The 21,422-nt window shown below is 68.9% G+C and carries 21 protein-coding genes; 6 read left to right on the top strand and 15 right to left on the bottom strand.

The window, feature by feature from the left end:
- Positions 1 to 36: 36 nt before the first annotated feature.
- Together ripA and G6N64_RS18975 are read right to left on the bottom strand one after the other, a co-directional pair.
- On the bottom strand, positions 37 to 1,485 hold the full coding sequence (ripA, locus tag G6N64_RS18980; RefSeq protein WP_163798731.1) for an NlpC/P60 family peptidoglycan endopeptidase RipA: 1,449 nt from the start codon (positions 1,483 to 1,485) through the stop codon (positions 37 to 39).
- Between the two features lie 218 nt (positions 1,486 to 1,703).
- A complete protein-coding gene (locus G6N64_RS18975) occupies positions 1,704 to 2,255 on the bottom strand; it encodes an Rv1476 family membrane protein (RefSeq protein WP_163798729.1) in 552 nt (183 codons plus the stop codon).
- A 198-nt stretch (positions 2,256 to 2,453) separates the two neighbouring features.
- Between G6N64_RS18975 and G6N64_RS18970 the strand changes: the two genes are divergently transcribed.
- Positions 2,454 to 5,261: an aconitate hydratase gene (locus G6N64_RS18970; RefSeq protein WP_220100571.1), complete on the top strand. Its 2,808-nt coding sequence runs from the start codon at positions 2,454 to 2,456 to the stop codon at positions 5,259 to 5,261.
- A 33-nt stretch (positions 5,262 to 5,294) separates the two neighbouring features.
- A complete protein-coding gene (locus G6N64_RS18965; RefSeq protein ID WP_163798725.1) occupies positions 5,295 to 5,858 on the top strand; it encodes a TetR/AcrR family transcriptional regulator in 564 nt (187 codons plus the stop codon).
- A gap of 16 nt (positions 5,859 to 5,874) precedes the next feature.
- Here the strand turns inward: G6N64_RS18965 and G6N64_RS18960 are convergent, their stop codons facing one another.
- The 6 genes from G6N64_RS18960 to G6N64_RS18935 form a co-directional block, all read right to left on the bottom strand.
- Positions 5,875 to 6,063, bottom strand: a complete 189-nt coding sequence (locus tag G6N64_RS18960; protein WP_163798723.1) for a helix-turn-helix domain-containing protein — start codon at positions 6,061 to 6,063, stop codon at positions 5,875 to 5,877.
- A 98-nt stretch (positions 6,064 to 6,161) separates the two neighbouring features.
- Complete coding sequence (locus G6N64_RS18955) at positions 6,162 to 7,790, bottom strand: ABC-F family ATP-binding cassette domain-containing protein (RefSeq protein ID WP_163798721.1); 1,629 nt, start codon at positions 7,788 to 7,790, stop codon at positions 6,162 to 6,164.
- Positions 7,791 to 7,818: 28 nt separating this feature from the next.
- Entirely contained in the window at positions 7,819 to 8,643 is an 825-nt protein-coding gene (locus tag G6N64_RS18950) for an enoyl-CoA hydratase (RefSeq protein ID WP_163798719.1), read from the bottom strand.
- Between the two features lie 36 nt (positions 8,644 to 8,679).
- Positions 8,680 to 9,045 carry a thioredoxin gene (gene trxA, locus G6N64_RS18945; protein ID WP_163798717.1) on the bottom strand — a complete coding sequence of 122 codons (366 nt, stop codon included), beginning with the start codon at positions 9,043 to 9,045 and terminating at the stop codon, positions 8,680 to 8,682.
- Between the two features lie 71 nt (positions 9,046 to 9,116).
- Positions 9,117 to 9,773 (bottom strand): hypothetical protein, encoded by a 657-nt coding sequence (locus tag G6N64_RS18940; protein WP_163798715.1) that lies wholly within the window; start codon positions 9,771 to 9,773, stop codon positions 9,117 to 9,119.
- A gap of 10 nt (positions 9,774 to 9,783) precedes the next feature.
- Positions 9,784 to 10,128: an intersectin-EH binding protein Ibp1 gene (locus G6N64_RS18935; protein ID WP_163798713.1), complete on the bottom strand. Its 345-nt coding sequence runs from the start codon at positions 10,126 to 10,128 to the stop codon at positions 9,784 to 9,786.
- A 169-nt stretch (positions 10,129 to 10,297) separates the two neighbouring features.
- Between G6N64_RS18935 and G6N64_RS18930 the strand changes: the two genes are divergently transcribed.
- A complete protein-coding gene (locus G6N64_RS18930; protein ID WP_163798711.1) occupies positions 10,298 to 11,566 on the top strand; it encodes an HNH endonuclease in 1,269 nt (422 codons plus the stop codon).
- Positions 11,567 to 11,578: 12 nt separating this feature from the next.
- Here G6N64_RS18930 and G6N64_RS18925 read toward each other — a convergent pair whose 3' ends face one another.
- Genes G6N64_RS18925 through G6N64_RS18895 form a run of 7 tightly spaced genes read right to left on the bottom strand, consistent with a single transcriptional unit; the run spans position 11,579 to position 17,877 of the window.
- Positions 11,579 to 11,953, bottom strand: a complete 375-nt coding sequence (locus G6N64_RS18925; RefSeq protein WP_163798710.1) for a metal-sulfur cluster assembly factor — start codon at positions 11,951 to 11,953, stop codon at positions 11,579 to 11,581.
- On the bottom strand, positions 11,950 to 12,408 hold the full coding sequence (gene sufU / locus G6N64_RS18920; protein WP_163798708.1) for a Fe-S cluster assembly sulfur transfer protein SufU: 459 nt from the start codon (positions 12,406 to 12,408) through the stop codon (positions 11,950 to 11,952). The genes G6N64_RS18925 and sufU overlap by 4 nt, the downstream gene beginning before the upstream one ends.
- Positions 12,405 to 13,673: a cysteine desulfurase gene (locus G6N64_RS18915; protein WP_163798706.1), complete on the bottom strand. Its 1,269-nt coding sequence runs from the start codon at positions 13,671 to 13,673 to the stop codon at positions 12,405 to 12,407. The genes sufU and G6N64_RS18915 overlap by 4 nt, the downstream gene beginning before the upstream one ends.
- A 1-nt stretch (position 13,674) precedes the next feature.
- Positions 13,675 to 14,448, bottom strand: coding sequence for a Fe-S cluster assembly ATPase SufC (gene sufC, locus G6N64_RS18910; protein WP_163798704.1), 774 nt, complete (start codon positions 14,446 to 14,448; stop codon positions 13,675 to 13,677).
- Positions 14,448 to 15,650, bottom strand: coding sequence for a Fe-S cluster assembly protein SufD (gene sufD, locus G6N64_RS18905; RefSeq protein WP_163798702.1), 1,203 nt, complete (start codon positions 15,648 to 15,650; stop codon positions 14,448 to 14,450). The genes sufC and sufD overlap by 1 nt, the downstream gene beginning before the upstream one ends.
- Positions 15,650 to 17,083, bottom strand: a complete 1,434-nt coding sequence (gene sufB, locus G6N64_RS18900; RefSeq protein ID WP_163798700.1) for a Fe-S cluster assembly protein SufB — start codon at positions 17,081 to 17,083, stop codon at positions 15,650 to 15,652. Before sufB ends, sufD begins: the two co-directional genes overlap by 1 nt.
- On the bottom strand, positions 17,080 to 17,877 hold the full coding sequence (locus G6N64_RS18895; RefSeq protein ID WP_163801937.1) for a helix-turn-helix transcriptional regulator: 798 nt from the start codon (positions 17,875 to 17,877) through the stop codon (positions 17,080 to 17,082). Before G6N64_RS18895 ends, sufB begins: the two co-directional genes overlap by 4 nt.
- 116 nt (positions 17,878 to 17,993) lie before the next feature.
- On the opposite strand from G6N64_RS18895, the gene mptB reads away from it, so the two are divergent.
- From mptB to G6N64_RS18880, 3 genes are read left to right on the top strand one after another with little or no spacing between them, the layout of a single operon-like run.
- Complete coding sequence (gene mptB / locus G6N64_RS18890) at positions 17,994 to 19,679, top strand: polyprenol phosphomannose-dependent alpha 1,6 mannosyltransferase MptB (protein WP_163798697.1); 1,686 nt, start codon at positions 17,994 to 17,996, stop codon at positions 19,677 to 19,679.
- Entirely contained in the window at positions 19,676 to 20,608 is a 933-nt protein-coding gene (locus G6N64_RS18885) for an ABC transporter ATP-binding protein (RefSeq protein ID WP_163798695.1), read from the top strand. The genes mptB and G6N64_RS18885 overlap by 4 nt, the downstream gene beginning before the upstream one ends.
- Positions 20,605 to 21,378 carry an ABC transporter permease gene (locus G6N64_RS18880; RefSeq protein ID WP_163798693.1) on the top strand — a complete coding sequence of 258 codons (774 nt, stop codon included), beginning with the start codon at positions 20,605 to 20,607 and terminating at the stop codon, positions 21,376 to 21,378. The genes G6N64_RS18885 and G6N64_RS18880 overlap by 4 nt, the downstream gene beginning before the upstream one ends.
- Positions 21,379 to 21,422: the final 44 nt, after the last annotated feature.

Genomic DNA, 21,422 nt, shown 5'->3' with positions numbered 1-21,422 from the left:
CACGGTGCGGGCGATCGGCTCAGGCAGCAAGGTGGGTCACCATTCGACGAGTCGGGTCGCGTAGGGCGTCATCCCACTGGTGCGGACGGGCGAGATCTTGACCGTCGACCCGGTGTACGGCGCCTCGAGCATCTGGCCGTCGCCGAGGTACATCGCGACGTGCTGGCTTGCGTTGGGCCCCCAGAACAGCATGTCCCCACGGCGCATTTGCGAGGACGGGATCTTGCGTCCGGCGTTGTACTGGGAGCCGGAATAGTGGTCGAGCTTGATGCCGACGCCGGCGAACATGTACAGCATCAGCCCCGAGCAGTCGAAGCCGACCGTGCCTGCGCCCGAGTCGATTCCGCGGCTGGCGCCCGCGGCGTTGCCACCGCCCCAGGAGTATGGCGTGCCCATGACGGCCATGCCGCGCCTGATCACGTACTCGGTGGCCTGACGGCCGTAGACGCGTGGGATGGCGCCGTTGGTCAGACCGGTCGGGGTGGGCAGGATGCCGAGCTTCTGCAGGAAGGTGCGACCCATCTGCTGGGTCGCCTGCGTGGAGGTCTGAGCGATCCCGAGGATCGCGTTGATGATCGCGATCGGGTCGCCACTGACGAATGCGCTCGGAATCGCCGGGAGCGTGGGATCCCAACCGGTGGCCCACTTCTCACCGGCCGGGGCCTGTGAGGGCGCGGCGGCGCCGGGTACCCGATCCCAGTCGGTGGCCGGTGCGGCGGCTCCGGTCGAGGCGGCCTGCGGGCGGGCCGGCGCGGCGGGGCCGACCGGTGCGGACCACTCCCGTGCGGCGGCGAGTTTCGCTTGGGCTGCGGACCTCTCGGCGGCGAGCTGGTCGAGTTGCACCTGCTGCTCCTTGAAGGTCTGCTGCGCCTGGGTCAGCGCGGTGACCGCGTTGGCCTGGCTGGCCTCTGCGTCGACGACGGCCTGGTCGGCCTTCTGCTTGGCCATCCGGGCGGCCGACTCGCGGTTGACCTGCTCGGTCCTGGCCCGCTGCAGGTCCGCCATGATCTGCTGCGACGACATCGACAGCGTCTGCCCGGTCGATGCCGTGGTGAGGATGTCCGCGGGATCGGAGGCCGTGACGTAGGCGGCCGACGGTCCGTTCACGTACGTGGACGCGGCGAAGGTGTCGAACCGCTTCTGCGCGGCGCCGATGGCCGCATTCGCTTCCTTGACCCCGGTCTGGCCGACCTCGACGTCGTGCTGCGCGGCCGCGGCGGTGTCACGGGCGTTCTGTACTCCGACCAGCGCCTGGTTGACGCTCTCCTGCTGAGTCTGGATCGCGGCCCCGAGGTCCTGGAGCTTCTGGTCGGCGTTGGCGACGGCGGCGACAAGCGGGGCGATCCCGTCCGAGCCGCCCGGGTCAGCCACGGCCATCCCCGGGCCGTGGCTGAACACCGTGGCGACGAGGAACGCGAAGGATAGAGAACACGCGCCGACGCGGCCGCACAGGCGGTGCGCAGAGGCGCTCGTGATGCGTCTCATGGGACTCCGGTCTCCTCGGGCTCGGCGCGAACGCATGGTGGCGTCCGTCGGGTCCTTGGTCACACGAGCCACATTGAGCACTACTGCAACACCAAGCACCTTCTGCACCGTACGTCACAAAAAGCGCCAATGAAACGTTCGTAGCGAACTACAAACTTGTAATTGAAACCGTTGTTACCGAACGGTTATCAACGAATTCCCGTACTGCCGAATTCGGCTCAGCCGACGGGTGCGGCGGAGCCCTCGGGGTCGCTGGACCCGCCCGGCGCGCTGACCGCGCGCCTCGCGCGGACCTGCAGCGCGCGCGTCGCGGCCACCGCCGCGAGGACGCCGGCCAGGAGCACGATCGTGAATCCCGTCCACGGGAAGTGCGATGCGCCGAGTTCGCCGACGAAGTTCTGCGATGACAGGACCGGATTGCCACCCTTGGCCACGTCCTGACCGGCCTCGAGGGTCACCCTGTCGAACTGCGTGCTGTAGGTGCCGGCGAACGACGGGCTGAGTGCGAGCACCGTCGAGCCGGGATGAGCCTGACCGACCTCGGTGGCGATGTCGCGCAGCGGAGTGTCGATGGGCGGGTTGGTGGCGATGACGACGATCTTCAGGTCGATGCCCTTGGACTCCGCCTCGGCGACGACCTGTTTGAGTGCCGGAACGTCGGCCGCGGGGGCGCTCACGCCGTCGGCGCCGACCGCGGCGTTGACGGCCACCATGTCCACGTCCGGCGGGATGTACGCCGGCAGTTGCGGGATGACGTGAGGCCCGGTCACTGCCCATCCCCCGTCGCTCCACTCGCCCATGACGGGGAGATTACGTGATGGGCGGTCGATCGACTGGCAACACGCGCTGTCGGAGACCAGACTGGACCCCGCCCTTGGAAGCTTAAAAGGACAAGCGTACTGTAGGAAATCGAAGCGCCGCCGACACAGCCCCGTCGCGGCGACGACTACACGGGAGTTACGGTGGCCATTAACAACTCAGTTGATTCATTCTCCGCGCACGACACCTTGACGGTCGGCGACGAGAGCTACGAGATCTACCGACTGGATGCGGTACCCGGTACCGAAAAGCTTCCCTACAGCCTGAAGGTGCTGGCGGAGAACCTGCTTCGCACCGAAGACGGCGCCAACATCACCAAGGAACACATCGAGGCGATCGCGAGCTGGGATCCCTCCGCCGACCCGAGCGTCGAGATCCAGTTCACGCCGGCCCGCGTCATCATGCAGGACTTCACCGGCGTGCCGTGCATCGTCGACCTGGCCACCATGCGCGAGGCCGTCGGCGACCTGGGCGGCGACCGGCAGAAGGTCAACCCGCTCGCGCCGGCCGACCTGGTGATCGACCACTCCGTGATCGCCGACCTCTTCGGCACCGCCGACGCCTTCGAGCGCAACGTCGAGATCGAGTACGAGCGCAACGGCGAGCGCTACCAGTTCCTGCGCTGGGGCCAGGGCGCCTTCGACGACTTCAAGGTCGTCCCCCCGGGCACCGGCATCGTGCACCAGGTCAACATCGAGTACCTCGCCAGCGTCGTGATGACGCGTGACGGCGTGGCGTACCCGGACACCTGCGTGGGCACCGACTCCCACACGACGATGGAGAACGGCCTCGGCGTGCTCGGCTGGGGCGTCGGCGGCATCGAGGCGGAAGCCGCGATGCTGGGCCAGCCCGTGTCGATGCTCATCCCACGCGTCGTCGGCTTCAAGCTCAGTGGCGAGCGCCGCCCGGGCGTCACCGCGACCGACGTCGTCCTCACCGTCACCGAGATGCTGCGCAAGCACGGCGTCGTCGGCAAGTTCGTCGAGTTCTACGGCGAAGGCGTGTCCGAGGTGCCGCTGGCCAACCGCGCCACCCTCGGCAACATGAGCCCGGAATTCGGTTCCACCGCAGCGATCTTCCCGATCGACGAGGTGACCATCGACTACCTCCGCATGACCGGCCGCGACGAGCAGCAGCTGGCACTGGTCGAGGCGTACGCCAAGGCGCAGGGCATGTGGCACGACCCGAGCCGCGAGCCGAAGTTCTCGGAGTACCTCGAACTGGACCTGTCCGACGTGGTGCCGTCGATCGCCGGCCCGAAGCGCCCGCAGGACCGCATCGCGCTCGACGACGCGAAGTCGGCCTTCCGCAAGGACATTCACAACTACGTCACCAACGGCAACCCAGCTCCCGAGACCAAGCTCGACGAGGCCGTCGAGGAGACCTTCCCCGCCAGCGATCCGGCGACCCTGAGCTTCGCCGACGAGGGTTCGGTGCCGCTGCACTCCGCGGCGGTCAACGCCGAGGGCCGTCCGACCAAGCCCGTCACGGTGCGCTCCGACGAGCGCGGCCAGTTCGTGCTGGACCACGGCGCCGTGGCGATCGCCGCGATCACGTCGTGCACCAACACGTCGAACCCCGAGGTCATGATGGGCGCCGCCCTCTTGGCGAAGAAGGCCGTCGAGAAGGGCCTGACCACCAAGCCGTGGGTCAAGACCACCATGGCTCCGGGCTCGCAGGTCGTCACCGACTACTACGACAAGGCCGGCGTGTGGCCGTACCTCGAGAAGCTCGGCTTCTTCCTGGTCGGCTACGGCTGCACCACGTGCATCGGCAACAGCGGGCCGCTCTCCGACGAGATCTCGGCGGCCATCAACGAGAACGACCTGTCGGTCACCGCCGTCCTGTCCGGCAACCGCAATTTCGAGGGCCGCATCAACCCGGACGTCAAGATGAACTACCTGGCGTCCCCGCCGCTCGTCATCGCCTACGCGCTGGCCGGCACGATGGACTTCGACTTCGAACACGACGCGCTCGGCACCGACGAGCAGGGCAACGAGGTGTTCCTCAAGGACATCTGGCCGACGCAGCAGGAGATCACCGACACGATCGCCTCGTCGATCAACCAGGAAATGTTCCGCAAGAACTACGCCGACGTGTTCAAGGGCGACGACCGGTGGCGCAACCTGCCCACCCCGAGCGGCGACACGTTCGAGTGGGACCCCAAGTCGACCTACGTGCGCAAGCCCCCGTACTTCGACGGCATGCCCGCCGAACCCCAGCCGGTCACCGACATCAGCGGCGCTCGCGTCCTCGCGCTGCTCGGAGATTCGGTCACCACCGACCACATCTCGCCGGCGGGCAACATCAAGGCGGGCACGCCCGCGGCGCAGTACCTCGACGAGCACGGCGTCGACAAGGCGAACTACAACTCCTACGGGTCACGCCGTGGCAACCACGAGGTGATGATCCGCGGCACGTTCGCGAACATCCGGCTGAAGAACCAGCTGCTCGACGACGTGTCGGGCGGCTACACGCGCGACTTCACCTCCGACGACGCGCCGCAGGCGTTCATCTACGACGCGGCGCAGAACTACGCCAAGCAGGGCACTCCCCTGGTCGTGCTGGGCGGCAAGGAGTACGGCTCCGGATCGTCACGCGACTGGGCGGCCAAGGGCACGTCGCTGCTGGGCGTGCGCGCGGTCATCACCGAGTCGTTCGAGCGCATCCACCGGTCGAACCTGATCGGCATGGGCGTCATCCCGCTGCAGTTCCCTGCCGGCGAGTCGGCGGCGTCGCTGAAGCTGGACGGCACCGAGACGTTCGACATCACCGGCATCGAGGCGCTCAACGAGGGCAAGACGCCCAAGACGGTGCACGTGACGGCGACCAAGTCGGGTGGTGACACGGTGGAGTTCGACGCGGTCGTCCGCATCGACACCCCCGGCGAGGCCGACTACTACCGCAACGGCGGCATCCTGCAGTACGTGCTGCGGAACATGCTGAAGGCGAACTGAGCCAGGCATCGGAAGAGTAGACAAGGCGATTCATTGCCCCGGGTGACCGACGACCATCTCGCGGCCCGGCGCCGTCAGATCCTCGACGGCGCCAGGACGTGCTTTGCGGAGTACGGGTACGACAAGGCGACCGTGCGGCGGCTCGAGCAGACGATCGGGCTGTCGCGCGGCGCCATCTTCCACCACTTCAAGGACAAGGACACCTTGTTCTTCGAGTTGGCGCACGAAGACGCCGAACGAATGGCCGACGTGGCCGCGCGCGAGGGTCTGGTGCAGGTGATGCGGGACATGCTTGCCGCGCCGGAGCAGTTCGATTGGCTCGCCACCCGGCTGGAGATCGCGCGCAAGCTGCGCAACGATCCGGTCTTCAACCAGGGGTGGGCCGAGCGGTCGGCGGAGTTGTCGACGGCGACCGCGGAACGATTGGCGATGCAGAAGGAGGCTGGGCGCCTACGCGACGACGTGCCCAGCGAGGTGTTGCAGACCTATTTGGACCTGGTGCTGGACGGCCTGGTCGCCCGCTTGGCCTCGGGTGACGACACGGAACGCCTCGGCGCGGTGCTGAACCTCGTCGAGGCGTCCGTTCGTCAGCAGTGATTCGAGGGGCGTGAATCTAGCCGCGGGCGCGGTGGTTGGGACCGCCGCGGCTGCGCATCGTGGTGCCCGACTCGCGGAGCATGGCGTGGATGGAGCCGTACGACCTGCCGGTGCTCGCGACCAGCGAGCGGATGCTCGCACCCTTTTCGTATTCGCTGCGGAGTTCGCCGAGCAGTTGATCGCGCGGCTTGCTTCCATCTCTCATCTCTACCTCCAAGGCGCTCATTGCCCCATAGGTACCCGGGGCAATGGAGCCTCAATCCACCTCCGAGCAGGCGACTTCGCGGTGCCCGGCAGGACGGATCAGGCCAATTCGATGAGTTCCCGGTACTCGTCGGACCAGAAGTCCTCCGTGCCGTCGGGGAGGAGCACCACCCGTTGCGGTTCCAGCGCCTCGGCGGCACCCGGATCGTGGGTCACCAGCACCACCGCACCCTGATAGCTGCGCAGCGCGTCGAGCACCTGCTCACGCGATGCGGGGTCCAGGTTGTTGGTCGGTTCGTCGAGTAGCAGGACGTTCGCCGTCGACGCCACCAGGCCCGCCAGCGCCAACCGCGTCTTCTCACCGCCCGACAGCGTGCCCGCGGGCTGGTCGAGCTGCGGGCCACTGAACATGAAGGCACCCAGCAGGCTGCGCAGTTCCTGCTCGCCGGTGTCGGGCGCGGCGTGCCGGATGTTCTCCCAGACCGACGCGAGCCCGTCGATGGTGTCGTGCTCCTGCGCGAAGTAGCCGAGTTTGAGGCCGTGCCCCGGCTCGATCGCGCCCGCGTCCTGCTTCTCCACCCCCGCCAGAATGCGCAGCAGCGTCGTCTTTCCGGCGCCGTTGAGACCGAGGACGACGACCCGTGAACCCTTGTCGATCGCCAGGTCGACCCCGGTGAAGATCTCCAGGGAGCCGTAGGTCTTGGTGAGCCCCTTGCCGACCAGCGGGGTTCGACCGCACACCGCGGGCGTGGGGAACCTGATCTTGGCGACCTTGTCGGCCACCCGTTCGTCGTCGAGTTCGGCGATCATCCGCTCGGCACGCCGCAACATGTTCTGTGCGGCAACGGCTTTGGTCGCCTTGGCGCCCATCTTGGCGGCCTGCGTCCGCAGTGCCGACGCCTTCTTCTCGGCGTTGGCGCGTTCGCGACGGCGACGCTGCTCGTCGGTCGCACGGGCGTCGAGGTACTTCTGCCAGCCCATGTTGTAGACGTCGGCCTCACCGCGCACCGCGTCGAGGAACCACACCCGGTTCACGACGTCGGCCAGCAGGTCGACGTCGTGGCTGATGACGACCAGTCCGCCGGTGTGACTCTGGAGGAACGAGCGCAGCCACCCGATCGAGTCGGCGTCGAGGTGGTTGGTGGGCTCGTCGAGCAGGAGCGTGGTGTCGGAGCCCGAGCCGGTGTCGGAGGCCGCGAACAGGATGCGCGCCAACTCGACGCGACGGCGCTGGCCACCGGACAGGGTGCGCAGCGCCTGGGTCAGCACGCGCTCCGGCAGTCCGAGGCTGGCGCAGATGCGACCCGCTTCGCTCTCGGCGGCGTACCCGCCGAGGGAGGCGAACCGCTCCTCGAGTTCGCCGTAGCGGCGCACGGCCTTGTCGCGGGCGGCGTCGTCGGCGACCTCGGCCATGATCGTCTGCTGCTTCTCCAGATCCGACAGCAGCGTGTCCAGGCCGCGCGCCGAGAGCACCCGGTCGCGAGCCAGCATGTCGAGGTCGCCCTCGCGGGGATCCTGCGGCAGGTAGCCGATCTCCCCGGTGCGGTCGATCTTGCCCGCGTAGGGCTCCCCCTCGCCGGCGAGGATGCGCATCGTCGTGGTCTTGCCTGCGCCGTTGCGGCCGACGAGACCGATCCGATCGCCGGGCTGGATGCGCAGCGCCGGGCCCTCGATGGACAGCAACGTACGCGCGCCGGCGCGGACCTCCAGGTCCGTTGCGGTGATCACGCTGCTGCCTGCCCCTCTGTCGGTGTCGTTACTTGTCGTCGGTGAAGACGGCGGGTCGTTTCTCGGCGCGCGCCGCGACTGCTTCCTCGAAGTTGGCGGTGAGAAGTCGCACGTAGAGTTGACCCAGGCCCTCGGCCTGCATGTGACCTTCCAGGCTACCGGCGTCCAGTCCACTCCAGAGCGTGCGCTTGGTCAACTCGATCCCCGGCCGGGAGAACGCCGCGATGCGGTCCGCGACGTCGTAGCAGGCCTCCAGCAGCTCCTCGCCCGGCACGGTGCGCGACACCAAGCCGATACGCTCGGCCTCGTCGGCGTCGACGTCCCTGCCGGTCAGCATCACCTCGAAGGCGCGAGACGCCCCGATCGCCCGAGGTAGCAGGTAGGACAGGCCGAGTTCGCTGGCCGTCAGCCCGTTGTTGATGCCCGCGGCGCGGAAGTAGGCGCCCTGCGCGGCGAGCCGGATGTCGCATGCCAGCGCGAGGCACAGACCGCCACCGATGGCAGCGCCGTTGACCGCGGCGATCACCGGTTGGTGCAACTTGCGTATGGCGAGAATCACGTCGTCGAGCAACTCCATGGAGCGCAGCGCGAACGTCGGCCGCGTCAGCCCGTCGACGTGGGGCACCGAACCAGCGGACTTGTGATCGGCTCCCGACGAGAATCCCCGCCCGGCGCCGGTCAGGACGACCGCACGGACGGAGTTGTCGTGCGTCAGCTCGTCGAGCGCCGCCTTCAGCGGGATCATGACGTCGAACGCCATGGAGTTCATCCGCTCGGGACGGTTGAGCGTCACCAGTGCGACGTGCGGCCGCGGGCGGTCGATCAGGACCAGCGAGTCACTCACGGGGTGCACGCTATCGCGTGCCGGTCCCCGATCCGGTGCTGTCGGCTAGGACTGCTCGGAGCCCGCATCGGCGGCGATGGCCGCCTCGACGTCGAACTCCTTGATCTTGGCGATCACGTTGTCGAGTTCCTTGGCCGGCAGCATTCCGGAGTGCCGGAACACCATGTGGCCCTTCTTGAACGCCATCAGGGTCGGGATCGCCTGGATCTCGGCGGCCTGGGCGAGACCCGGCTCGGCCTCGGTGTCGACCTTGGCGTGCACGACGTCGGGATGCTTGTCCGACGACGCGGTGAAGGTGGGTGCGAAGGCCTTGCACGGCCCGCACCACTCCGCCCAGAAGTCGACCAACACGATCTCGTTGTCGGTGATGGTCTCGTTGAACTTGGCTGCGGTGATGTCTTGCGTGCTCACACTCTTCCTAACGTCGTCGTCAACTGGGTTGTTCCACGGCCTCCGCGTGCTCAAACGGTCGGCCGGGATGCTCAGCCCGTGGTGACGCGTGACCTGCCGTCGGTCAGGAAGCCGACGATGTCGGCGGCCAGCGCGTCGACGTCGCGGGTGAGGTCCAAGGTGTACGCCGCGCCGAAGGGCGCATTCCAGAAGTCGCCGGCGCGTGGCGCCGTGGCCCAGTTCCACGGTGCGACGTAGGCGTAGGGCATCGGATGGGTGTCGTCGCCCGCGGAGACGCCGTAGTTCACCTCGTCGGCGGCGCACGCGACGTCGAAGTGTTCGGGCCACAGCACCGGGTGTCCGTCGGGCAGCACCTGGGTGAGGGCGAAGCCGCCGGCGTAGAGGCTGCGGTGGACCAGCTCGGCGGCGATCGGGTCGATCGTCAGGACGGTGTCGATCGGCATCGGGTCGCGGAGGGCGTAGACGCCGGCGGGCGGGCCGTAGTCCAGACCTGCGGCGGCGGCGAGGGCGTCGACCGGACCGGCGAGCGCGGCGCTGCCGTCCTGCCAGGTGAAGTCGGCGCCGTGTACCGCCAGTGGCAGCGCGGCGGCGGCGAATCCATCGGGGCGGACGGCCAGGCGGATCGTGCCCGCCGATCGGTACTGCGGGCCGGCGATCAGGCTCTCGGCGACTCCGCGCAGCTGGCGGCGGGTCGAGGTGTACCTCGCGACGTGTTCGGCGTCCGACATGACGTCGACGCTACGGGGTGTTGCTCTCCGTCATCGTCCGGCCCGGGGTGGGTCCCGCCGTGGGTCCCGCCGCCTCGGCCTCCTCGGCGAGCCCGATGCACTCGTAGGAGTTCTGGCCGGTGCAGGGCACGCCGTCGATCTCGGGCAGCCCGCCGCCGACGGGCGTGGTCTCCTCGATCACGTCCGACGGCGGCACCGGCATGCACACGCCGGTGCGGTAGTCCTTGGTCGCGTTCGGTGGGCACGCATCGGCGGCCACCGGAGGCGCGGGCATCGCGAGGATCGCGCCCGCGGCGAGCAGCAGCACGGAGCCGCCGGCAGCGGCCATGGCGCGCGGGAGGGAGATGCGAGGCACGTGAAATCTGTACCTCGTCGGGAGGCGTGACGCCAGGCGTTTCACGCGAAGTTCACGGCGCGTGTCAGTCGGTCGCCCCCGTCAGCAGCGGCGACCGGGGCGAAAACGTGCTCAACCGCGACCGCCGAAAACGGATTGAGTGTCTGACGTCCGGTGTAGAATCGAACACATGTTCGACATGCTGGACTTCGACCCCACCACAGTGGACGAGGCCGGCCTGATCGAGCGCATCGAAGCCCTCGAAAAGTTGAAGTGCACCGCCGCCGCCGCGCAGGCCCGCATGACCGCCGCCCTCGACGGCATGCGGCGTGCCGCCGAAGCCGACCGCGGGGTACCCGCCCACAAACGCGGCAAGGGGTTGGCCTCGGAGATCGCGTTGGCCCGCCACGACTCCCCCACCATGGGCGGGCGGCACCTCGGGTTCGCCCGCGCCCTCATCCACGAAATGCCCTGCACACTCGCCGCCCTGGAACAGGGCGTCCTCTCCGAGTGGCGGTGCACCCTCATCGTGCGCGAATCCGCGTACCTCGACGTCGAAGACCGCCGCACCCTGGACGCCGAAATGTGCGGCGACCTGGCCGCGCTGGCCGGCAAGGGCGACACGCGGATCGCCGCCGAGGCCAAGAAGATCGCCTACCGACTCGACCCCCACGCCGTCGTCGACCGCGCGAAGAAGGCACCCGGCGAGCGCGGATTCTGGATCCGGCCCGCCGCCGACGGCATGGTCTGGGCCACCGCCCTACTCCCCCTCACCCAAGGCGTCTCGGTCTACGCCGCGCTCAAACGCGAAGCCGACGTCTGCGGTGACGGCCGAGGACGCGGTCAGGTCATGGCCGACACCCTCGTCGAACGCATCACCGGCCGCCCCGCCGACGTTCCCGTCCCGGTCACCGTCGACCTCGTCATCACCGACGAGACCCTGCTCGGCGGCGACACCGAACCCGCCTGGATTCCCGGCCACGGACCCGTCCCCGCCGCCGTCGCGCGGCACTTGATCCGCGACGCGGTCGACGATCGACGCTCCACCGCCACACTGCGCCGCCTCTACCGCCACCCGAGTAGCGGCGCGCTGGTCGCGATGGAATCCCGCGCCCGCCGCTTCCCCACCGCCCTGGGGAAGTTCATCGAGTTCCGCGACGACACCTGCCGCACCCCGTACTGCAACGCCGCCATCCGCCACCACGACCACATCACCCCCGCCGCCCGCGGCGGCCCCACCACCGCTGCCAACGGCCAGGGGTTGTGCGAAGCGTGCAACTACGCCAAGGAAGCACCCGGCTGGCACACCACCACCCAGACCGATGAAAACGGCCAGCACACAACCGAACTCACCACACCCACCGGCGCCACACACCACTCACACGCACCACCACTACCGGGGCGCATCAATGGGGACATCCTGCTGATGGACGTCGTGAGATTCCGCGTCGCCGCCTAGCGGCAGCTCAGGTCAGACGGTGAACCCGAGGGCGCGCAACTGCTCGCGACCGTCCTCGGTGATCTTGTCCGGGCCCCACGGCGGGTTCCACACCCAGTTGATCTTGATGTCCTTGACGAGGCCGGTTCCGACGAGAGCGGTCCGCGACTGGTCCTCGATCACGTCCGTGAGCGGGCACGCCGCTGAGGTCAGCGTCATGTCGATCAGCGCCACCTTGCCGGCGTCCGCCTGCTCGACGTTCAACCCGTAGACCAGGCCGAGGTCGACGACGTTGATGCCGAGTTCGGGGTCGACGACGTCGCGCATGGCCTCCTCGAGGTCCGCCATGAACTCCTCGTCGGGTGCGGCCGCGCCGGTGCCCGGATCTGCCGCTGCAGTGTCACTCATCGTCGTTCCTCCACATCGTCGCTGGCCTGCGCCAGTGCATCCTTGAACGCCATCCAGCCCAGCAGCGCGCACTTCACGCGCGCCGGGTACTTCGCCACCCCGGCGAAGGCGATGCCGTCGCCGATCACGTCCTCGTCGCCCTCGACGTTGCCGCGCGAGGAGATCATCTCGGTGAACGCGGCGACCGTCTTCAGTGCGGCGCCGACGCTCTGCCCGATCACCTGGTCGGTCAGCACCGACGTCGACGCCTGGCTGATCGAGCAGCCCTGCCCGTCGTAGGACACGTCGGTCACCGTCTCGCCGTCGTCCGACAGCGCGACGCGCAGCGTCACCTCGTCGCCGCACGTGGGGTTGACGTGCTGCACCTCGGCGCCGAACGGCTCGCGCAGGCCACGGTGATGCGGGTGCTTGTAGTGGTCCAGGATCACCTCCTGGTACATCTGCTCCATTCTCACGCGAAGAACTCGATCGCCCGTCGCACACCCGCCACCAACCGGTCGACCTCGTCGAGCGTGTTGTACACCGCGAACGAGGCCCTCGCGGTCGCGGCGACGCCGAACCGGCGGTGCAGCGGCCACGCGCAGTGGTGACCCACCCGCACGGCCACCCCGTCGTCGTCGAGCACCTGGCCCACGTCGTGGGCGTGCACCCCGTCGACGACGAAGCTGACCGGTGAGCCGCGCAGTTCTGTGCTCAGCGGACCCACGATGCGGACGCCGTCGACCTCGGCGAGCCCGGCGAGCGTCGCCGCCACCAGCTCGCGTTCGTGCTCGTGCACGGCCCGCATGCCGATGCGGTCGAGATACCGCGCGGCGGCCGCCAAGCCGACGACCTGCGACGTCATCGGCGTGCCCGCCTCGAAGCGCTGCGGCGCAGGAGCGTAGGTGGTGGCCTCCATGGTCACCGTCTCGATCATCGAGCCGCCGGTCAGGAACGGTGGTAGCGCATTCAGCAGCGCACGTCGGCCGTACAGGACGCCGATTCCGGTGGGCCCCAACATCTTGTGGCCGGAGAATGCGGCGAAGTCGACGTCGAGCGCGTGGAAGTCGACGGGCTGGTGCGGCACCGACTGGCAGGCGTCCAGGACCGTCAGCGCACCGACGGCCTTCGCCCGGGAGACGATCTCGGCGACGGGCGCGATCGCACCGGTGACGTTCGAGTGGTGGCTGAAGGCCACGACCTTCACGTGCTCGTCGAGGTCCAACGAGTCCAGGTCGATGCGCCCGGCATCGGGTCCGTCCGTGGTGACCGAGTACCACCGCAGCGTCGCACCCGTGCGCCGCGCGAGTTCCTGCCACGGCACCAGATTCGCGTGGTGCTCGAGTTCGGTCGTGACGATGACGTCGCCGGGTCCGACCGCTCCGTCGAACCGCTTGTCCCCCAGCGCGTACGACACCAGGTTGATCGCCTCGGTGGCGTTCTTGGTGAACACCAGCTCGTCGGAGTCGGCACCGACGAAGCGGGCGATGTCCTCACGGCCCTGTTCGTAGGCGTCGGTCGACTCCTCCATCAGCTGGTGCGCACCGCGGTGCACCGCACCGTTGGAGGTGATGAGGAAGTCGCGTTCGGCGTCAAGGACGGCGAGCGGCTTCTGCGAGGTGGCACCGGAGTCCAGGTAGGCCAGCTGGTGCCCGCCCCGCATCACCCTGCCGAGGATCGGGAAGTCCGCTCGGATGCCGGCCAGGTCCAGGCCCAGATCCGAGGACCGTGTGGCCGTCACGTCAGGCTCCCGTGGCCGCAGCCTGCGTGAAGCGCTCGTAGCCGTTCTCCTCCAGCTCGTCGGCGAGTTCCGGGCCACCGGAGGTGACGATGCGGCCGTCGAAGAACACGTGGACGAACTGCGGGCGGATGTAGCGCAGGATCCGGGTGTAGTGCGTGATCAGCAGGACGCCGGCGTTCTCGGCCTCGGCGTAGCGGTTCACACCCTCGCTGACGATGCGCAGGGCGTCGACGTCGAGGCCGGAGTCGGTCTCGTCGAGGATCGCGATCTTCGGCTTGAGCAGGCCCAGCTGCAGGATCTCGTGGCGCTTCTTCTCGCCGCCGGAGAATCCCTCGTTGACGCTGCGCTCGCTGAACGTCGGGTCGATGTCGAGGTCGCTCATCGCACCCTTGACCTCCTTGACCCAGTGCCGCAGCTTGGGGGCCTCGCCGCGGACCGCCGTGGCGGCCGTGCGCAGGAAGTTCGACATCGACACCCCGGGCACCTCGACGGGGTACTGCATCGCCAGGAACAGACCCGCACGGGCGCGCTCGTCGATGCTCATGGCGAGGACGTCCTCGCCGTCGAGCGTGATCGACCCCGACGTGACGGTGTACTTGGGGTGGCCGGCGATCGCGTACGACAGGGTCGACTTGCCGGATCCGTTGGGACCCATGACCGCATGAGTCTCGCCCGACTTCACGGTGAGGTTCACGCCCTTGAGGATCTCGACGTCGTCACCGCCCTCGGCGGAGACGACGGAGGCGTGCAGGTCCTTGACTTCGAGTGTGGTCATCAGTTGCTTCTCGCTTCGGTGATCGCTAGTTCTCGTTCGATGGCTTCGGTCAGGCGCTCGCGCACCGCGGGCACGGCGATCTTGGCGATGATCTCGCCGAAGAAGCCACGCACCACCAGGCGACGCGCCTGGGCCTCGGGGATGCCCCGGGCCCGCAGGTAGAACAGTTGCTCGTCGTCGAAACGGCCCGTGGCGCTGGCGTGTCCGGCGCCGATGATCTCGCCGGTCTCGATCTCCAGGTTCGGCACCGAGTCGGCGCGCGCGCCGTCGGTGAGCACCAGGTTGCGGTTCGCCTCGTAGGTGTCGGTGCCGGTCGCCTCGGCGCGGATGAGGACGTCGCCCACCCACACGGTGTGCGCGTCGGGGAGGTCCGAGTCCGGATCACCCTGCAGCGCACCCTTGTACAACACGTCGGACTTGCAGTTCGGCTGCGAGTGATCGACCAGCAGGCGCGACTCGAAGTGCTGACCGTCGTCGGCGAAGTAGGTGCCGAGCAGCTTGGCGTCGCCGCCGGGCCCGGTGTACCGCACGGTCGCCGAGGTGCGCACGACGTTGCCGCCGAGGGTCACGTTGACGTGGCCCAGGACCGCGTCGCGGCCGAGCTTTGCGTGGTGCGCACTGACGTGCACCGCGTCGTCGGCCCAGTCGGCGATCCAGATGACGCCGAGGCCCGCTGCGTCGCCGACGATGATCTCGACGTTGTCGGCGTAGGTGCCGCTGCCGCGCAGGTCGACGACGACGATGGCCCGCGCCATCTCCTCGAGCCGGATCTGCAGGTGGCCGTACGCCACCGCGCCCTCACCAGGTCCGGTGACGACGATCTCGATGGGCTCGGCCACCTCGACCTCGCGGCCGACGGTGACGATGGTCGCCGCCTCGAACGACGAGAATGCCTGCGCCGCAACGCGGTCGGCGGGCACGCCGCCCTGCCCGAGACGTTCGTCGCCGCGGCGCACCGACTCGATGGTGACGCCGGGACGCTCGGTGACCTCGACGAGCGCCGATCCCGTGGCGGGAGCGGACCCGTCGTGCAGGCCGCGCAGCCGCTTCAGCGGCGTGAACCGCCACAGTTCGTCGCGGCCGCCGGGCACCTCGAAGGCGTCGACGTCGAACGAGGAGAACATCTCGCCCTTGTTGGCGCCGGCCAACGACGAGCCGGGCTTCGCGGCCCCTTCGACCGCAGCTGTCAGATCCTGGGTCACTATCCGACGGCCCCTTCCATCTGGAGCTCGATGAGCCGGTTCAGCTCGAGCGCGTACTCCATCGGGAGTTCCTTGGCGATGGGCTCGACGAAGCCGCGGACCACCATGGCCATGGCCTCGTCCTCGGTCATGCCGCGGCTCATCAGATAGAACAGCTGGTCCTCGCTGACCTTGGAGACCGTCGCCTCGTGTCCCATCGTCACGTCGTCCTCGCGGATGTCGACGTAGGGGTAGGTGTCACTGCGGCTGATCGAATCGACCAGCAGCGCATCGCACTTCACGCTCGACTTGGATCCGTGCGCGCCCTTGTTGACCTGGACCAGTCCGCGGTAGGACGCCCGGCCGCCGCCGCGCGCGACGGACTTCGACACGATGTTGGACGACGTGTTCGGTGCTAGGTGCAGCATCTTCGCGCCGGTGTCCTGGTGCTGGCCCTCGCCGGCGAACGCGACCGAGAGCACCTCGCCCTTGGCGTGCTCACCGGTCATCCACACGGCCGGGTACTTCATGGTGACCTTGGAGCCGATGTTGCCGTCGACCCACTCCATGGTGGCGCCTGCCTCGGCGCGCGCCCGCTTGGTGACCAGGTTGTAGACGTTGTTCGACCAGTTCTGGATGGTCGTGTAGCGGCAGCGGCCACCGGGCTTGACGATGATCTCGACGACCGCGGAGTGCAGCGAGTCGCTCTTGTAGATCGGCGCGGTGCAGCCCTCGACGTAGTGCACGTAGGCGTCCTCGTCGACGATGATCAGCGTGCGCTCGAACTGGCCCATGTTCTCGGTGTTGATCCGGAAGTAGGCCTGCAGCGGGATGTCGACGTGGACGCCCTTGGGGACGTAGATGAACGAGCCACCCGACCACACCGCCGTGTTGAGCGCGGAGAACTTGTTGTCACCGGCCGGGATCACCGTGCCGAAGTACTCGCGGAACAGCTCCGGGTGCTGCTTCAGCGCGGAGTCGGTGTCGAGGAAGATGACGCCCTGGGCCTCGAGGTCCTCGCGGATCGAGTGGTAGACGACCTCGGACTCGTACTGTGCGGCCACGCCGGACACCAGGCGCTGCTTCTCCGCCTCGGGGATGCCGAGCCGGTCGTAGGTGTTCTTGATGTCGGCGGGCAGGTCGTCCCACGTGGCGGCCTGCTTCTCGCTGGACCGAACGAAGTACTTGATGTTGTCGAAGAAGATGCCCTCGAGGTCGGAGCCCCAGTTGGGCATCGGCTTCTTGCCGAAGGTGCGCAGCGCCTTGAGGCGCATGTCGAGCATCCACTCGGGCTCGCTCTTCTTCGACGAGATGTCGCGCACGACGGCCTCGGACAGGCCGCGCTGCGCGCTGGCGCCGGCGACGTCGGAGTCCGACCAGCCGTAGCCGTAGGTGCCCAGCGACGCGATGGCCTCGTCCTGGGTCAGCTGTGGTGCCTCGGGGGTGGTCGTCATGTCGACGCTCCTTGCTGATTGGTGGCTGCTTGTCGATCGGATGTCGCCTCGGCGGGGGCTGAGTGCCGAGGGTCGTGCGGGTGCTGCTGGGTGGCGGCCACGGGGACGTGGGTGGTGCAGGCGCAGTCGCCGTTGACGATGGTCGCGAGCCGCTGGACGTGGGTGCCCAGAATCTCGGCGAAGGCCTCGCGCTCGGCGTTGCACAGTTCCGGGAACTCCTCGGCGACGTGCGACACCGGGCAGTGGTGCTGACAGATCTGCACCCCGCCGACCGGGCCGGGGACCGGCGCGGTGGTGGTGGCGTACCCGGCGTTGGTCAGCGCCGTGGCGACACGGTCGGCGGCATGGGCGACGCCCTCGCCGGCTGCCTCGTCGATGTCGCCGACGCCCGCCAGGATCGTGTCGATGCGACGCCGGGCGAACGTGCGGACGGCGTCGTCGCCGCCGATCTCGCGCAGCTGCCGCATCGCGGCCGCGGCCAGATCGTCGTACGTGTGGTCGAGCTTGTTGCGGCCCGCGGCGGTCAGGCGGAAGCGCTTCGCGGGACGGCCCCGGCCGCTGTGCTGCCAGCTCGCGGCCGCGGTCGACTCGGCGTCGCCCGCGTCGATCAGCGCGTCCAGATGCCGGCGGACGCCTGCGGCGGAGATGCCCAGCCGCGTACCGATCAGACCGGCCGTGGTGGGACCCTCGAGGAGCAACCGGATGATCGCGGTTCGGGTGTGTCCGTCGCCCGAGGGCAGCGTCGTGGGCACGACGGCAACGCCGCCGTCCACGCTCGCACCCTTGGTTCCGATTTCCACAACACCATTGTGACGGAATTCGAACAAGCGGTCTAGCAAGGTCAGCCTTAGTGCCCCGTCTGAATACTCACACCGGCCGTCGGGAATAACCCGCCCGTTATTGTGCTCTGATGGCCGCCCGCCTGCAGCAGCTGAGTTCGGCCGTCGCCAGGTGGCACGCCGACGAGGTCACCGTCGGGTCGCCGCTGATCGCCTCCGAGGTCGCCTCGATGCGGCGTACCCGGGTATTTGGCGCCACCGGCACGGTCCTGATGGCGATCGGTGCACTGGGCGCAGGCGCACGGCCCGTCGTGCAGGATCCGACGTTCGGCGTCCGTCTGCTGAACCTGCCCTCGCGCATTGCGACGGTGTCCCTGACGATGACCACGACGGGCGCGGTCATCATGGCGCTGGCGTGGCTGATGCTCGGCCGCTTCGCCCTCGGACCGCGCCGGATGTCGCGCGCGCAGCTCGACCGCACGGTGATCCTATGGGCGCTGCCGCTGCTGATCGCGCCGCCGATGTACAGCAAGGACGTCTACTCCTATCTGGCGCAGAGCCAGATCGCCCGCAACGGGCTCGACCCGTACGTCGTGGGGCCCGCCCCCGGTCTCGGCCTCGACCACGTCTTCACGCTGTCGGTACCCAGCCTCTGGCGGGACACGCCCGCGCCCTACGGCCCGCTGTTCCTGTGGATCGGACGCGGCATCTCGGAGATCACCGGCGACAACATCGTGGAAGCCGTACTGCTGCACCGGCTGGTGGTGCTGTTCGGCGTCGGGCTCATCGTGTGGGCGACGCCCCGGCTGGCGTTGCGCTGCGGCGTCGCCGAGGTCAGCGCGCTGTGGCTCGGCCCGTGCAACCCACTGCTGTTCATGCACCTGGTGGCGGGCATCCACAACGAGGCGCTGATGCTCGGCCTGATGCTCGCGGGCACCGAGTTCGCGCTGCGCGGGATCGACGCCGCCGGGCCTCTCATCCCGCGCCCGCTGCACCTGCCACGGTCGCGCGCGGAGTGGGTCCGCTGGACGCCGATGGCGATGCTGCTGATCGGCACCGTGCTGATCGCGCTGTCGTCGCAGGTCAAGCTGCCGTCACTGCTGGCGGTCGGGTTCGTCGCGATGGCGCTGGCGTGCCGCTGGGGTGGCACCGTCAAGGCGTTCCTCGTCGCCGGCTTCTCCCTGGCCGCCGTGTCGGTGGCCGTCATGGCGGTCGTCGGGTGGGTCAGCGGGCTCGGCTTCGGCTGGCTGTTCACCCTCGGCACCGCGAACGTGGTGCGGTCGTGGATGTCGCCGCCGACGCTCGTCGCGCTGGGCACCGGTCAGGTGGGCATCCTGCTCGGACTCGGCGACCACACGACCGCGGTCCTGGGACTGACCCGCGCCATCGGTGTGACGATCATCGCAATCCTGGTCACGTGGCTGCTGCTGGCGGTCCTGCGCGGCCGGCTCAACCCGGTCGGTGGCCTCGGCGTCGCACTCGGCGCCACCGTCCTGCTGTTCCCCGTGGTCCAGCCGTGGTACCTGCTGTGGGCCATCATCCCGCTCGCGACGTGGGCGACGCGCCCCGGATTCCGCGGGACGACGATCGTGTTGTCGCTGGTGGTGGGCATCTTCGGGCCCACGGCCAACGGCGACCGGTTCGCGCTGTTCCAGATCATCGACGCGACGCTGGCCAGCGCACTCATCGTCGCGCTGCTGATCGTGATCACGTACCGCCGGCTGCCGTGGCGTCCCGCGCCAGAGTCGGCGGCGACGGCCGACGAACCTCCCCCACCACCGGTCACCCGACCGGACGCCTACGCTGAATCTCCGTGACCTCCGGTTCCGCGACTCCCGTGCTCCTGCGCGGTGTGTCGAAGCGGTACGGATCGAACGTCGCGGTCGACGGACTCGACCTCGAGGTCCATCAATCCGAGGTCTTTGCCCTGCTCGGACCCAACGGCGCGGGCAAGACCACGACCATCGAGATGTGCGAGGGCTTCCTCAAGCCCGACTCCGGCAGCGTCGAGATCCTCGGCCTCGATCCGGTGGCCGACAACGCGCGACTGCGCGAGCGGATGGGCGTCATGCTGCAGGGCGGCGGCGGCTACCCCGCGGCGCGGGCCGGCGAGATGCTGCGCCTGGTGGCCGCCTACTCCGCGAACCCCCTCGACCCCGACTGGCTGATGAACGTGCTGGGGCTGACCGAGGCGGCGCGTACCACGTACCGGCGGCTGTCCGGCGGGCAGCAGCAGCGCCTGGCGCTCGCGTGCGCCGTCGTCGGCCGACCCGAACTGGTGTTCCTCGACGAGCCGACCGCCGGAATGGATGCGCACGCGCGAATCGTGGTGTGGGACCTCATCGACGGGCTCCGCCGTGACGGCGTCACCATCGTGCTGACGACCCACCAGCTCACCGAGGCCGAGCAGCTCGCCGACCGGTTGACGATCATCGACCATGGCGCCGCGGTCGCGACCGGCACACCCGCAGAACTCATGCAGCGCGGCGCGGAGAACCAGCTGCGGTTCTCGGCGCCGCCGAAACTCGACCTCTCGCTGCTGATCACCGCCCTGCCCGAGGACTATCGGGCGGTGGAGGTGACGCCCGGCGAGTACCTCGTCGAGGGTCACGTCGATCCGCAGGTGCTCGCGACGGTGACCGGGTGGTGCGCACGCCTCGACGTCCTCGCCACCGGTATGCGGGTGGAGCAGCGGAGCCTCGAGGACGTGTTCCTCGACCTCACCGGGCGGGAGCTGCGTTCGTGACGAACCGCTTCGAACCCGGGACGTTCGCCCCCGACCCTCGGCCCGCGACGGTGCCGTCGATGCTCGTCGCCCAGTTCGGGCTCGAACTGAAGCTCCTGCTGCGCAACGGCGAGCAGTTGCTGCTGACCATGTTCATCCCGATCACGCTGCTGATCGGCCTCAGCCTGCTGCCGTTCGGCGACTTCGGGCCGAACCGGGCGGCGACGTTCGTCCCCGCGATCATGGCGCTGGCGATCATCTCCACCGCGTTCACCGGGCAGGCGATCGCGGTGGCCTTCGACCGGCGCTACGGCGCATTGAAGCGGCTCGGCGCCACCGCGCTGCCCGTGTGGGGCATCATCGCGGGCAAGTCGCTGGCGGTGGTGACGGTGGTGTTCCTGCAGTCGATGCTGTTGGGCGCCATAGGCTTTGCGCTCGGGTGGCGGCCGGCGCTGGCGGGGCTGGCCCTGGGCGGGGTCGTCATCGCACTGGGCACCGCCGCGTTCGCCTCGCTGGGACTCCTGCTGGGCGGCACGCTGCGTGCCGAGATCGTCCTCGCCCTCGCTAACCTGCTGTGGTTCGTCTTCGCGGGCCTCGGCGCACTGACGCTGGAGGGCGGCATCGTCTCCAGCGGGCTGAGCTGGGTCGCCCGCCTCACGCCGTCGGGCGCGCTCACCGAGGCGCTGGCGCAGGCACTCGCCCAGTCCGTCTCGTGGGTCGACGTGGCGGTGCTGCTGGCGTGGGGCGTGGTTGCGGCGCTATGCGCGCTGCGCTGGTTCCGCTTCACCTGACGCCGCGGCAGTGCGAGTGACGCCCCCTACTACAGCCTGTAGTT

The organism is Mycolicibacterium sediminis (assembly GCF_010731735.1).
Classification (GTDB): Bacteria; Actinomycetota; Actinomycetes; order Mycobacteriales; family Mycobacteriaceae; genus Mycobacterium; species Mycobacterium sediminis.
Note: the sequence above shows the minus strand (reverse complement) of the source record. Positions and strands in the feature narration are given on the sequence as shown.

Excerpts from the sequence above, each read along its gene's own strand:
- ripA (WP_163798731.1), bottom strand. The coding sequence starts at position 1,485 with ATGAGACGCATCACGAGCGCCTCTGCGCACCGCCTGTGCGGCCGCGTC.
- G6N64_RS18960 (WP_163798723.1), bottom strand. The coding sequence starts at position 6,063 with ATGAGAGATGGAAGCAAGCCGCGCGATCAACTGCTCGGCGAACTCCGC.
- G6N64_RS18940 (WP_163798715.1), bottom strand. The coding sequence starts at position 9,773 with ATGTCGGACGCCGAACACGTCGCGAGGTACACCTCGACCCGCCGCCAG.
- G6N64_RS18930 (WP_163798711.1), top strand. The coding sequence starts at position 10,298 with ATGTTCGACATGCTGGACTTCGACCCCACCACAGTGGACGAGGCCGGC.
- G6N64_RS18925 (WP_163798710.1), bottom strand. The coding sequence starts at position 11,953 with ATGAGTGACACTGCAGCGGCAGATCCGGGCACCGGCGCGGCCGCACCC.
- sufC (WP_163798704.1), bottom strand. The coding sequence starts at position 14,448 with ATGACCACACTCGAAGTCAAGGACCTGCACGCCTCCGTCGTCTCCGCC.
- sufB (WP_163798700.1), bottom strand. The coding sequence starts at position 17,083 with ATGACGACCACCCCCGAGGCACCACAGCTGACCCAGGACGAGGCCATC.
- mptB (WP_163798697.1), top strand. The coding sequence starts at position 17,994 with ATGGCCGCCCGCCTGCAGCAGCTGAGTTCGGCCGTCGCCAGGTGGCAC.